Raw genomic sequence first — 13,172 nt, forward strand, 5'->3', positions numbered from 1 at the left:
CATCCTCACACGCAGTTGAGTTCCGGCCGCGCCTGGTCGGCGGCGAACCGGGAGGCGTCCAAACTGGACACGTCGACGAAGGGCTCGCGGCCGAGCACGAGGTCGCGCACGACCTCGCCGACCGCGGGGCCCTGCAGGAAGCCGTGTCCGGAGAATCCGGTGGCGTAGAAGAAACGGCCGGCCGAACCGATCAGCGCGTTGTGGTCGGGCGTCACCTCGTACAGCCCCGCCCAGCCGTTGCGCACGCCCACGTCCAGCAACCGTGGCGCCCGCCGGGAGATCGCGGACGTCAGACGCGGCAGCCACGCGTCGGACACGTCCAGCTTGAAGCCCGGCGTCTCGTCCGGGTCGGACATGCCGAACAGCAACCCGCGGCCCTCGCGGTGGAAGTAGAAGGTGCTGTCGAAGTCGATGGTGAAGGGCGTCACCCGATCGTGTAGCTCGGGCATGGGTTCGGTGAACATGATCTGTCGCCGCAGGGGAGAAACCGGCAGGTCAACGCCCACCATCTCGCCGATCGACCGCGACCACGCGCCCGCCGCGCAGACCAGATTCCCCGTCGAAACCTCGCCGCGGTCGGTCTGGACGCGAAAAGTGTCAGACCCCGTCCCTACGATCGATCTCACGGTGGTTCTGGTGTGGAAACGGACACCGAATCGGCGGGCCGCGGTGGCATAGCCGAGGACCACGGACTCAGGAGTGCAGTGTCCGTCGTCCGGCGAGAAGGTCGCCGCGAGCAGGCCGTCCGTTTCGATCAGCGGAGACATCCGCCGAGCTTCCTCGACAGTCAGCATGCGACTGCGTACGCCGAGGGAGTTCTGGAGGTCGACGTTGCGCTCGAACGCCGTGACGTGTTCGCGAGAAGAAAGGAGGAACAGATAGCCGACCTGGTGCAGATCGATCTCCTGCCCGGGCCGCTGCCCAAAGCGCTGGAACGCTTCGAGTGATCGGGCGCCGAGCCTGATGTTCAGTTCGTCGGAGAACTGGGCGCGCACTCCACCCGCTGCCTTGCAGGTGGAGCCGGACCCCAGCTCATCCCGCTCCACGACAACGACATCCCGGACGCCTGCCTCGGCGAGGTGAAAGGCAATGGATGTGCCGATCACCCCGCCGCCGATGACGACGACCTCGGCCTGAGAAGGCAGCTCAGGCGAGGCGGAAGTCAAGGTTCGCCTCGATCGCGAGCGTGTCCATCTGCGCCTTCTGCAGCTTCCCGGAGTAGTCCCAGTTCATGGACTGCCAGCGGGTGAACTGATCGAGCACCCACACGCCCGACTGCCGGGAGCCGTTGCCGCTCTTGCCGTTGCCGCCGAACGGCAGGTGCGCTTCGGCCCCGGACGTCGAGTTGTTGACGCTCACCATGCCGGCGGAGATGCCGGCGCGGAACCGGAAGGCCTTGTTCGGGTCCGTGGTGTAGATCGAGCACGACAGGCCGTAGCCCGGCTTGTTGCCGAGCTCGATCGCCTCGTCCAGGTCCGAGTACTTCATGACGCCGACGATCGGGCCGAACGTCTCCTGCAGGAACAGTTCGTCGTCGGCGCGCACACCGGAAACGATTGCGGGGTGGTAGAAGAAGCCGTTCTCACCAGTGAAGCCGTTGCGAGGGCTGGCAGCCGTGATGCGGCCGGTCGGGCCGTGCACCGTGTGGTGCTCGCCGATCCAGCCGAGGTACTTCTCGTACGCCAGAGCGAACTTCTCGTCCAGCAACGGTCCATAGAGGACATCGCCGGTCGGGTCGCCCACGGTGGCGCCGGACACGGCTTCGACGAACCGGGACAGGAACTCGTCGTACACCGACTCGTGCACGATGGCCGTGCCGAGCGAGGTGCACCGCTGGCCCGCGGAACCGAAGCCGGCGAACAGCGCGCCCTGCACGGCCAGGTCGAGGTCGGCGTCCTCGGTGACGACCATGGGGTTTTTGCCGCCCAGCTCCAGGCACGGCGTCTGGAGGTGGCGTCCGCAGAGCTCGCCGATCCGCACACCGACCTCGCTGGAGCCGGTGAAGCCGACCTTGTCGACCAGACCTCGCTGCAGCGCCTGCTCCAGGCCGTTGAACGTCTCCGACCCCTCGGCGAAGACGATCTCGAACACGCCGTCCGGGATGCCGGCGGCCTGGAAGACGTCGTAGAAGGCCTGGGCGGAGGCGGCGGAGTACTCGGCGGGCTTCCACACGACCGAGTTGCCGCACAGCAGCGCGGGCACGATGTACCAGGACGGCACGGCGACGGGGAAGTTGCCGGCGGTGATGATGGCCGCGACGCCGACCGGGTTGCGGAAGGTGAAGAGCTGCTTGTCCGCCATCTCCGACGGCACGGTGTGCCCGTAGAGGCGCCTGCCCTCGCCGACGAAGAAGTTGCAGGTGTCCACGATCTCCTGCACCTCGCCGCGTGCCTCCGCGATCGGCTTGCCGATCTCGCGGGTCACCAGCTGGGCGAGTGGCTCGAAGTTCGCCTCGACGAGCCTGCCGATGTTGCCGATGACCTGTCCACGCACGGGCGCGGGCACGCGCGCCCACGCGCGCTGTGCCGCCTTCGCCCGCTCTGCTGCGTCGACGAAGGTGCGGCTGGTCCCGAGCTCGATCTCGGTGACCACGTCGGAGGTGTTCGACGGGTTCGTGGAGACATAGGGCATGACCCCACCCTGGTAGGTGCAGGGTCGTTCCGCCAGGGGTTGCAGAATGAAACCTCCCGACGTCGAGCATAAGCTGTCCTGGTGCTCAACCCGGTACATCTCCGCACGCTCGTCGAGGTCGTGAAGACGGGTTCGTTCGCCGAGGCGGCCCGCCGTCTCGGCTACACGTCGTCGGCGGTCTCGCAGCAGATCTCGGCGTTCGAGCGGGCTGTCGGCGTGACGCTCTTCGAACGCGAGGCGCACTCGATCAGGCCCGCCAGCGCGGCTCTGCTGATCGCCGACCGCGGCGGCGAACTGCTCGCCGCGTTCGACGGGTTCGAGCACGAGGTCAAGGCGATGGTGCAGGGCCTGAGTGGCCGCCTGCGCGTCGGCACGTTCCCCACGGCCAGCTCGAGGCTCGTGCCGAAGGCGCTCGCCAAGCTCTCCGCCGACCTGCCGGACGCCGAGATCCTCCTGGACGAGGCCGAGCCGGAGGACGTGCTGCCGCTCGTGCTGACCGGCGAGCTGGACCTGGCGCTGGTGTACGCGTACGACCTCGTCCCGCAGACCTGGCCGGAAGAACTCACGGTGCTGCCGTTGCTGGACGAGTCGCTGCTGGTGATGGTTCCGGTCGATCATCCGGCGGCGAAGAACAACGTCAAAATCGAAGATCTCAAAGACGAACGCTGGATCGCGTCGCGCGACGGAACCTCCGGTGCCACTTGTCTCACGCGTCTGTGCGCGGCTTCGGGGTTCGCCCCGAGAATTGCTTTCCGAAGCAACGACTATGAGGTCGTCCAGTCGCTCGTGGCGGCCGGGGTCGGCGTCGCGCTGGTGCCCGCGCTCGGCTACAAAGCGCTACCGGGCACGCACGCAATGCCGTTGCGTCACAAGCCGTTGCGCAGGCACGTGCACGTCGTCCACCGCACCGCGAATACGAACCCGTTGCTGCGCGATGCGGTAAACGCTCTCCAAGAAGTTTGCCAAAACGCTGTGGGCGGCTACATAAATCAGCCATGATGGGGAAATGGGGGAACTCGGCAGCGATGGGGCGCTGGCTGGGATCCGGGACTCGGATTCGCCGGATCTTCGTGCGCACATCAGAATTCTGATCGACAGCACCGAACCGGGCGTCGAGGAAATCATCCTCGACAGCCTCGCCGACGCGGGCCCGGCGCGCCCGCTGCTCTGCCGGGTGCTGGCGGAGCGCGATCCGGACCGCGACCCGGACTACGCACTCCGCCACTTCTACGAGGCGGCCGACGGGCCGATCCGCCGCCGGCTCGGCCACGAGGTGTACCGGAGTCCGTGGGTGTGGCTCTACGGCATCACCAGGCTGCGCAACGCGAATCCGGTCGACCACATCACGCCGGACGCCACGCACTGGCTGGCGACGCGCCGGCAGATCGCCGTCACGGCGCTGGGTGACACGGCGGACCCGGCCGCCCTGCCGCCGGTCATCGGCCGCCTGCGCGACCCGAAGTGGTGGATCCGCACCGAAGCGGCGGCCGCGGTCCGGCGGCTCGCGAAGTCCGGCGTCGAGATCGGCTCGGCAGCCGAGGCGTTGGCGAGGTGCCTGCAACACGACCGTCAGGAGGTGATCGAGCAGGCCGCCGCCGCGCTGGCGCTCCCGGCACTGCGCGAGCGCCTGCGGTGTTCCCGCGCCACGCTCATGCCGCTGGCCGGGGCGATCGTCGACAACGCCCTCGACGGCGTGGTCGCACCGCTGGTCCCGCTCTGGCCCGGCGAGGAGTGACGCGGGCGGCTATTCGCCGGTCTGCCCGTCCGCGAGCTCGCGCAGCAGATCGAGATGGCCGACGTGTCGTGCGGTCTCCTGTGTCACGTGGGCGAGGATCCAGCGGACGGTGAACCCTTCGTCGGCCGCGCTGTCGGCGGGGGCGCGCTGCTTCAACGCCTCAGCGTTGACCCACTCGGCGCGGTACGCCTGGATCAGCGACTCAGGCGTGTCGTCGTCGGTGAGGTCCCACGACGGATCCGGATCGCCCTTCCACAGCGACGGCAGGTCCAGACCCGCACCCGCGATGCACAGCCAGTACCGCTCCACCGCGACCAGGTGCTTGAGCACGCCGAGCGCGGTGAGCCTCGGCGACGTCGCGATCGGCGCGGCCGCTGCCAGGTCGCGGGTCAGCCCGTCGACCTTCATCACCGCGGTCTTGCGGAGGAAGTCGAGGAACTCCCAGGCGAGCACGCCTTCGTCGGTCGCGAGGTTCGCGGGCCAGGTTCGGGTCACCGGGCGATTCTGTCAGCCCTCAGTAGTAATGGCGGAGCTTCGGCCAGATGTCGTTCCATGATTGCGTGGGCGCGTTGCACGCCCACATCTCCGTGCCGTCTTCTTCGTTCTCCACGACGTTGCGGTGCTGGGCGACACGCTTGCAGCCCGTGAACGAAGGGTGGGTGAACCCGACGAGCAGCACCTTCTTGCTGGTCGTCTCCGGGGGTCCCCAGTCGTAGAAGGACATGTGTCCGGAGTAGACAGGGATCTGGGTGTACGCCTCGACCGCGCCGGCCTGGCCGTAGTTGCTCGTGATCACGACGGGGCGGTCGTTCTGCAGCCACGCCTGCTGGACGGTGGCGGCGAACTCGCGCCAGCCGACCTGCTCGCCCTGTTCCGGGTTGATCGCGAGGACGGGACCGAGCGCGCTCGGCGGCAGGACCGGCAGCGATCCGATCACCGCGGGAACCACGCTCAGCACCACGAGCACACCGCCGATCACCTTGCGGCGCGACAACCATTCCTGCGCCTGGCGTGCACCCGCCGCCATCAGCACCAGCAACAGCGGTATCGCGTAGTAGGGCTTGCCGCCTGTGATGAGCGTCAGCGCGCAGAGGATCGGGTAGGCCAAGGCCAGCGAACGGAACGTCTTGTCGCGCCACAGGTTCCGGAACCCGACCACCCACACCGGGACGAGGAACGGTGCCAGCAAAAGGAACTGCATGGGAACGAACATGATGCGGTTCTCGGCGCCGTCGTCCTCGCTGATGCCGCGTGCGACCGTGAGCAACGGGAAGCCGTGCCGCGCCTGCCACACCACGACCGGGGCGGCGATCACCGCGCACACCGCCAGCCCGGCGGGCAGCCACCAGGTGCGGAACACGTCCCTCGGGCCGGTGACGAGCAACGCCATCGCCAGCGCGGCCAGCAGCAGGAGCACCAGCCACTTGTTCGCCAGGCCGATGCCGGCGGCCGCGCCGAGCGCGAGCCACCAACGTCCGTCGCGCGTCTTCAGCAGCCTGATCGCGAAGTACCCGAGGAGCACCCAGATCAACAGGTCGACGGTGGCCGTGGACAACATGTGGCTGACCGCGAGCACGAACGTCGACGTCGCCGATGCCGCGGCGGCGAACACCGCGCCACCGCCCAACTCCTCCGCGATCAACGCGACCACGACCGTGATGGCGAGCGCGAGCAGCGTGGCGATCACCCGAAGCCCGACCGGCGTCTCGCCGAACACCTCCGTGCCGACACGGGCGAGGATCGGCGTGATCGGCGGCTGGTCGACATAGCCCCAGTCGGGCCGTTTCCCCGCCGCGACGAAGTACAGCTCGTCCCGGTGGAACCCGTACCGTCCCGACAACGCGGTCAGCACCACTGCCTGCACAGCGAGCACGATCCCCAGCCCACGTCTCATGGCGGGACCGTACCGAGACACCCTTTGATCAAGTGGTCTTTTTGCGATACCAGCGAGGTGACGTGCTGACGGGCGGCGTGAGGCCCGCGTTGACCACGATCATGGTGGGACCGTTGGCGTTGTCCAACGCCTCCCGCAGCCCGTCGAAGCCGTCGAGCGTGACCGCCGGAATCCCGAAGCTCTCCGCGAGCTTCGCGAAGTCGGGCCGCGTGAGATCCACTCCGCTGATGGCGTGACCGGCGATCTGCTGGTCGTACCGGAGCATGCCGTACCCACCGTCGTCGACGAGCACGATCGTCAGCGGCAGGTTCTCCTGCCTCAACGTCGCCAGGTCCCCGCACGCGAACAGGAACCCGCCGTCGCCGACCACCGCGATCGTCCGTCCCGCGAACGCGGCCCCGATCGCCGCCGGAAAGCCGAAGCCGAGCGTTCCCCACCCGACCGGGTACGCCAGCCCGCGGGGTTTGGTGACGTGGTGGAAGCCGCCGATCCAGTAGCCGGGGATGCACATGTCGGCGACGATCGTGGCTGTCTCGCCTTCGAGTGCCTGCAACAGTTTCACGGCCTCGGGGGAGTCCGCCTCGGCGAAAGCCCGGACTTCCGCGTTGACGGCTTCGACGTCGACGACAGCTTCCTTGTCGACCACCTTGGCCGCGAGTGCCTCGGTGACCGCCGCCGCGTCGCCTTCGATCGTGACGTCCGCGGGGTAGTTCTTGTTCGCCTCGGCCTTGTCGACGTTGATCGCCAGCAACGTGGGTGGCTTGGGCTGCAACCAGTTCTGCGTCATCATGCCGTCGAAGTCCGTGCCGATCGCGATCACCAGATCAGCCTCGTCCCACAACCTCCCGACCGGTGGCGCGTGCACGGGCCCCTTCACGACGTACCGGCTGTCCGTCAACCCCCGAGCCCCGTACGTGGTGATGATCGGCGCACTGAGCTTGTCAGCCAAGGCTCCTACCGCGGCACCGGCCCCGGACCGCGCCGCACCGCCGCCCGCCCAGATCAACGGCCGTTGTGCCCGAGCGATGAGCTCTTCTGCCTCGGCGAGGTCGGGAACGACGTGGGACCGCTCGGCCTTCGCCGGCGTGTGGTGTGGCACCTCGGCCGACAGGAAATCCGTTGGCACACCGAGATAAACCGGCCCGTGCGGGCTCTGCGCGGCCGCCTGAACGGCCTTGTCGGTGTACGCGCCCACTTCCTGCGCGTCCGGCACGTCGAACGCCGCCTTGGTGACCGGTCCGAACATTGCCTTCTGGTCCCGCGTCTCGTGCAGCACACCCCGGTACACGCCGGGCTGCCGAAGCGTCGACGGGATGTTCGTGGCGACGACGAGCACAGGACTGCCCGACGCCCACGCCTCACCGGTCGCGCCGAGCGTGTTCGCCGCACCAGGCCCGGTCGTCACGATCGCCACGCCGAGCTTGCCCGTCGCCCGTGCGTAGCCATCAGCCGCGTAGACGGCCGTCTGTTCGTGGCGCACCCCGATCATGCGGATGCTCTTGTGCTTCTCGAGCGCCTCCCAGATGGCGAGGTTGTGCACGCCGGGCAGGCCGAACACGACCTCCACCTCGTGCGCGGCCAGCACGTCCAGCAAGCTCTCGGCACCCTTGGGCATGCGGCCGACGCTAAGGCCTGCTTACGGCCTGGGCAACAGGTGTGCAGCAGGTCTGGTGCTCAGCGTCAGAACACGTCACTGCGGGTTGACCGACCTGGGCGTCGTGACCGGAACGTGTCCATTGTTCGGCCAGGCGGAGAGGTTGCGAATTCCGCAACCCGGTGCGGATACCGGTTCGGCGCATGGAGACAACGAGGCTGAGGAGTGGCTCGGAAAGCACCTGCGAATCGACCTGAACGGAATCCGGGGAAGCTCGGAAAATTCGGTCTCGTCGGCGAGCGCTTCACCCTGGAGAGTGATTTCGTTGGGCAGGTCGGACCACGGCGATGGACCTGTCGGCGGAGTGGCGCGACCAACGAGGGTCCCGCTCCGACCTGCTGGGACGGTCTGGGCCCACCCCAGTCTCCAATGGCGGAAAAGGGGGCCGTGTTAGCGCGGAGTAACGGGTTTTGTTTCGGGAAGGTTCACCACTACCGGAATGGGCCGGGGTGATTGAAGGGCCAACCATGTTCACGGAGTGGCCCCTTGTGCCACGATGTGCGCGACCGCACGACCTGGGGGTAGGAGATGCTGTACTTCGGTGGGCTGTTCGGAGTGGTGACGTTGCTGCTGACGATCTTCGCTGTCGTGGATGTCATCACGACCGACGAAGGTTCGGTGCGCAATCTGCCGAAGATGCTCTGGCTTCTCCTGGTCCTGCTGTTCCCGTTGGTGGGTTCGATCGCGTGGCTCGTGGCGGGTCGTCCGGTGGTGGGGACCGGACGTGCGCGGCTCGGGGCGTACGAGCGCGATGCCGCCGACTTTCCCGAGTACAACCGGCCGGGGCGGTTCGCGGCCACCAATCCTGACGACGACGAGGAGTTCCTGCGCCGCTGCCGTGAGCGCGCGGAGGAACAACGACGCAAGGGACGCGAGAACCAGTGAGGAAAGTCCTGCTGTTCTTAGTTGTTCTGCTCGCCGGTTGCGGAGGCAATGCGCAGATGGCGGCCCCACAGACAGCACCGCAAACGTCCACATCGGACAAGCTGGCGCCGGGCGAGTTCCAGGCGCGCTGGTGGACGTGGGCTTCCCAGCCCGTCAACAGCAACCCCGTGTCCGACACCTCCGGCCGGTTCTGCATGCGCGACCAGCCCGTCGAGGTCTGGCTGCTCGCAGGGTCGCTCGGCGAGGGACCGGTCGAGCGGCAGTGCCGGGTCCCGGCCTCCAAGCCGTTGCTCGCTCCGGCCGTGAACCTCGCGAGCGACGTGGCCGAGTGCGAGAGATTCATGAAGGGCGCCCAGGGCGAGGTGCTCCTGGACGGCTCCACGCAGGCGTTGACGAGGGTGTCCGCGACGCCCTTCACCTACGAGGCGCGTGCGGGCAACCCGTTCGGTGCCCAGGCGGGCAGGGTCAACTCGGTCGGCTGCGGCCTGTACGCGTGGATCAACCCGCCCGCGTCCGGTGAGTACGAGCTGGTCATCCGCGGTTCGGCGGGCGGCAAAGAGGTCGACGTCAAGTACAAGCTGATCGTGGGTGCGGACTAGTAGAGCGTCGCGGCTTGGTTGTGCTCCGTTGAGTCGGGCAGGAGGCGGTCTGGTGCTCGTCTCCGAAAGCCCGGATGGTCGCGCTCTCATGCACGTCGCTGCCGAGTTGGCGGTAGAGAAATGCTGACGCAAACGTTTGCTGATCACCCCAACTGCTGCCCACCGTGCAGTTGGCAGCCATGAGAGCGCGATCTTCATGATCGAAGCGCGGCTGCCTGCCGGCATCACTCTCACTGCCACATCCCAAGAGATAGCTGCGACTCGCTACTAGGGCCAGCCGCTTGGGGAAAAACGCTGTGCTGGTCCGGTAACGTGGTCGTCGGCGTCCGAGCAGACGTGAGGCTGGAGCCGCTCCCCGGCAGTGAGCGGCGAACTCCGCCGCAGTGTTCAGCAACTCCTGCTCACCGAAGCGAACCGACCACGTAGACGCGTGACACATGCGTCCTTGTCGTGCCGAGCCGGGCGGCGGAAACGAGGACTGCTGTCATGGCACGTCTGTCCATCACGGACCAGCTCGCCGATCTGCGGCGCGCCTACACGGGCGAGAACCTGTCCCAGGCGGTGCCCGCCGTGCGCGACGGGGAGCTGCTGCCCGACGCGACCACCGAGGCGCAACGGCAGCTGGAGGCCAAGGTGCTGCTGGCGGGCTGCACCGCGGCCAGCACGCTCCAGTTGATGCCGCCGGCGAGCATCATCCGGCCCGCTCACGCGTTCCGGACAGTGGAGCCGGGGGAGATCCCGAGGCTGCACCTCGGTGACCGGGCGCTGGGGCCGTTGCTGTTCGAGCTGCTGCCGCGGACCGAGGCCGGTTACGGCATGGGTGTCGCGGGTCTGACGCACCGGCAGTACCGGCGTTCGGCCGAGCTGGCGACTCCGGACGCGGCGGTGGTGCTCGCCGGTGTGGACGAAGGGGCTTGGGACCTGGGCATGCGGTACGTGCGCTGGATGCACGAGTTCCGCGGGGTCGAGTACGTCGACGGCGGTGGCACTGATGAAGCCGTTGCCGAAGCGGCCACTGGGAGCGCTCTCCTGCGCCGGGTACACCTATGGCATGACGCGAGCTGGTTGCGAGCACTTCCCATGGGCGCGGGGTGGTTCGTCGAGTGGCCGGGCGGACCGGCCGAGGACGAGATCAGGGCGAAGCTCGCCCACCCGCAGTTCGGCACCACCCTCGACATCACGCTGCGTCGCACCGAACCGCCCGCTCGGGACGTCGACGAGGCCATGCGGACCTATCCGTGGCCTGAGGAGTTCGTGTCTGCCGTCACGGCTGGTGAGCCTGATCAGGGGCCTGCACGCCGGTAGACTGCGCTTTCGCCCGCAGGAACGATCGTCAGGAGGACCCCGGTGACCCAGCAGGCTGCCGAGGCCCAGTCCGAAGCCACGCGCAAGGCTCCTCGCGTACTGGTCGCCGAGGACGAGGCGTTGATCCGTCTCGACCTCGTCGAGATGCTGCGCGAAGAGGGCTACGAGGTGGCGGGTGAGGCCGCAGATGGTGAAGAGGCCATCAAACTCGCGACCGAGCTCAACCCCGACCTGGTGATCCTGGACGTCAAGATGCCCAAGGTCGACGGGATCGAGGCGGCTCAGCACATCGCGGGCAACCGGATCGCGCCGGTCGTGATCCTCACCGCGTTCAGCCAGCGAGACCTGGTCGAACGGGCGAGGGACGCAGGTGCGATGGCCTACCTGGTCAAGCCGTTCGCGAAGCGGGACCTGGTTCCCGCGATCGAGCTCGCGATGAGCCGGTTCAGCGAGCTCGCGGCCCTAGAGCAGGAGGTCGCCGGGCTGACCGAGCGCCTCGAGACCCGCAAGGTCGTGGAACGGGCCAAGGGCATTCTCATGACCAAGCAGGGTCTGAGCGAGCCGGAGGCGTTCAGGTGGGTGCAGCGCACCGCCATGGACCGCCGCACGACGATGAAGGCCGTCGCAGAGGCCGTCATCGAGAACTTCGGCTGAGTTCGAGCCACACGGAGTCCGTCTGCGCGTCCGGGTTCTCGGGCCGCAGGCGGACTTCGACGCTGTGGTTGCCCTTCAGCGAGAGCTGGAGCTCGTGCCTGCCCCCGATCCCGCCGGGCATCGGCACGGTCGCGACGTGGCCGCTGTCGAGGTACACCTCGAAACCTGCTATCGGCGCAACCGATCGCGCGGTCGCGGCGTCCAGCGTCACCACCAGCGTCGCCTCGGTCGGGGTCACAGCGACGAACTCGGCGGTCATCACGGGCAGGACCGGCGCCGGTTCGTCGGGCATGTCCGGCAGCTTCTCCTCCGACTCGCCCGGCACCTCCAGGTAGCTCTCCAGCACCTGGGCCTGCGACGCGCCGGGCATCCGCAGCACGAACGGCGTCAGCGAGTCGGGGCCGGACCGGTCCAGCAACGACGCGGGCAGGTCGCCGGCGACGGTCAGCTCGTTGTCCTGCGCTCCCGACCAGCCGCTCACCACCGGCCGCAACGGCACCCGCTCCGAACCGAGCTGGGCGACCAAGCCGTTCACGTCGCCGCCGTCGCCCAATCGCACCGTGGCCCGCAATCGGGCTGATGCGGCTCCACGCAACGGAGCGCGCGCCACGCCAATGCCCGGCGCCTCCTCATCGGGTTCCAGCACGCGCAACGTCCCCGCTACCAGCGGTGTCTCGGTCACACCGGTCGGCGGCGGCAGAGACGCGCTCATGCCGACCATGTCGAGTTCCACCCGTCCGGGATAACTGGGCGGAGGTGTGAGTCCGATCAGCACGCTCGCCTCGCGCCACTGCGGCACGGCAGGTGAGGTCGCGATTTGCGTGCCGTCCTGCAACACGCGCACACCCGATCGTGTCAGCACCACTTCGAATCGATGCAGAACGCCCGCGCCGCGGGTGCCAGGTGAGACGGAGTCGTCCACCACCACTCGAATCGCATCAGCGGGAGGAATGGGCCCGACCCGGTCGGGAGTTCCCGGCACCAGATCCAGCACGAGCTTTCCGCGTGGCCCCGCGGCGTCCGTCACCACGGCCACCCGGCCGAGCTCGTCCGACTCGGTCAGCTGCAGCAGCGGCCGTGCGCGCAACACGGCCGTGTCGTTCCCGCACGGCATGTCGATCACGAGCCGGCCACTGGATCCGGAGCCGGGGTTCACACATCCGGGGCGCCCACTCAGGTGATACCGCCGGTTCAGGAACGTGTCGTCGAATTCGTCCATCCACCCGACGAAAGCTCTGCGCCACGTGTCGTCACCAGGGCGTTCCTCGGCCCGGGCCGGCAGCGAGCGCTGGCCGAACGCGTCCACGGCCCGCACGTCGGCACGTCCGGACCCGCTGATCTCGGGCGATGCCACAAGCCTGCCGAACACCTCGTACCCGGACGCGCCGTCCACTGGCACCCATTGGAGTCTGCCGTCACTGCTCCAGACGGAGGACGGCGGAAGAGGTGCCGCCGGTTGAGCCGGTAACTTGACGGAATCCGCCGCGTAACGTGTCAGTCGAACTACCTCTGAGCTGGGCTTCTTGGCAGCGTCATCGGTCTGGCGCAGTGCCAGGACCGCTGCGACGAGCACGGCGGCCATACCTACCGAAGCGATCACCCGATGACGCGGAGTCATACGTCCACGCTATGACAGGCGTCCAAAGAGTGAACGAAGGTTACGGTATGTAAGATCCCTTAAGGAAAACATAACGCCGCGTTGCGTTATGGTCACGAGCCCATTGGCGTTGATGACTGCGGTCACAGTCATCGCCTAGGTTCCGGCCATCCCTCAGGAGAGGGTCATGGAGCGGTGCGCGGAGAACTCGCGTCGCC

12 protein-coding genes are annotated in these 13,172 nt (G+C 67.9%); 6 read left to right on the forward strand and 6 right to left on the reverse strand.

Going from position 1 to position 13,172, the window contains the following annotated elements:
- Positions 1–5: 5 nt before the first annotated feature.
- A complete protein-coding gene (locus JOD27_RS33175) occupies positions 6–1,166 on the reverse strand; it encodes an NAD(P)/FAD-dependent oxidoreductase (RefSeq protein WP_204766255.1) in 1,161 nt (386 codons plus the stop codon).
- On the reverse strand, positions 1,147–2,631 hold the full coding sequence (locus JOD27_RS33180; protein WP_204766256.1) for an aldehyde dehydrogenase family protein: 1,485 nt from the start codon (positions 2,629–2,631) through the stop codon (positions 1,147–1,149). Before JOD27_RS33180 ends, JOD27_RS33175 begins: the two co-directional genes overlap by 20 nt.
- 81 nt (positions 2,632–2,712) lie before the next feature.
- Between JOD27_RS33180 and JOD27_RS33185 the strand changes: the two genes are divergently transcribed.
- Positions 2,713–3,630: a LysR family transcriptional regulator gene (locus JOD27_RS33185; RefSeq protein WP_204766257.1), complete on the forward strand. Its 918-nt coding sequence runs from the start codon at positions 2,713–2,715 to the stop codon at positions 3,628–3,630.
- A 7-nt stretch (positions 3,631–3,637) separates the two neighbouring features.
- The gene (locus tag JOD27_RS33190) at positions 3,638–4,366 is read left to right on the forward strand and encodes a HEAT repeat domain-containing protein (RefSeq protein ID WP_204766258.1); all 729 of its coding nucleotides are present in this window, start codon (positions 3,638–3,640) and stop codon (positions 4,364–4,366) included.
- Between the two features lie 9 nt (positions 4,367–4,375).
- Here the strand turns inward: JOD27_RS33190 and JOD27_RS33195 are convergent, their stop codons facing one another.
- Genes JOD27_RS33195 through JOD27_RS33205 form a run of 3 tightly spaced genes read right to left on the reverse strand, consistent with a single transcriptional unit; the run spans position 4,376 to position 7,875 of the window.
- Positions 4,376–4,861 carry a mycothiol transferase gene (locus JOD27_RS33195; protein ID WP_307830471.1) on the reverse strand — a complete coding sequence of 162 codons (486 nt, stop codon included), beginning with the start codon at positions 4,859–4,861 and terminating at the stop codon, positions 4,376–4,378.
- A 19-nt stretch (positions 4,862–4,880) separates the two neighbouring features.
- Positions 4,881–6,260, reverse strand: coding sequence for an ArnT family glycosyltransferase (locus JOD27_RS33200; RefSeq protein ID WP_204766259.1), 1,380 nt, complete (start codon positions 6,258–6,260; stop codon positions 4,881–4,883).
- A gap of 28 nt (positions 6,261–6,288) precedes the next feature.
- Positions 6,289–7,875 carry a thiamine pyrophosphate-binding protein gene (locus tag JOD27_RS33205; RefSeq protein WP_204766260.1) on the reverse strand — a complete coding sequence of 529 codons (1,587 nt, stop codon included), beginning with the start codon at positions 7,873–7,875 and terminating at the stop codon, positions 6,289–6,291.
- Positions 7,876–8,442: 567 nt separating this feature from the next.
- Between JOD27_RS33205 and JOD27_RS33210 the strand changes: the two genes are divergently transcribed.
- The 4 genes from JOD27_RS33210 to JOD27_RS33225 all read left to right on the forward strand — a co-directional run bounded on the left by JOD27_RS33210 (position 8,443) and on the right by JOD27_RS33225 (position 11,357).
- Positions 8,443–8,799 (forward strand): PLDc N-terminal domain-containing protein, encoded by a 357-nt coding sequence (locus tag JOD27_RS33210; protein ID WP_204766261.1) that lies wholly within the window; start codon positions 8,443–8,445, stop codon positions 8,797–8,799.
- Between the two features lie 56 nt (positions 8,800–8,855).
- Complete coding sequence (locus JOD27_RS33215; protein ID WP_204766262.1) at positions 8,856–9,398, forward strand: hypothetical protein; 543 nt, start codon at positions 8,856–8,858, stop codon at positions 9,396–9,398.
- A 486-nt stretch (positions 9,399–9,884) separates the two neighbouring features.
- Positions 9,885–10,703, forward strand: a complete 819-nt coding sequence (locus JOD27_RS33220; protein WP_204766263.1) for a hypothetical protein — start codon at positions 9,885–9,887, stop codon at positions 10,701–10,703.
- A 42-nt stretch (positions 10,704–10,745) separates the two neighbouring features.
- On the forward strand, positions 10,746–11,357 hold the full coding sequence (locus tag JOD27_RS33225; protein ID WP_204766264.1) for an ANTAR domain-containing response regulator: 612 nt from the start codon (positions 10,746–10,748) through the stop codon (positions 11,355–11,357).
- On the opposite strand, the gene JOD27_RS33230 is transcribed toward JOD27_RS33225, so the two are convergent.
- Entirely contained in the window at positions 11,338–12,756 is a 1,419-nt protein-coding gene (locus JOD27_RS33230; protein ID WP_204766265.1) for a hypothetical protein, read from the reverse strand. The genes JOD27_RS33225 and JOD27_RS33230 overlap by 20 nt on opposite strands.
- Positions 12,757–13,172: the final 416 nt, after the last annotated feature.

It is taken from the genome of Lentzea nigeriaca, from assembly GCF_016907955.1.
GTDB classification, from domain to species: Bacteria; Actinomycetota; Actinomycetes; order Mycobacteriales; family Pseudonocardiaceae; genus Lentzea; species Lentzea nigeriaca.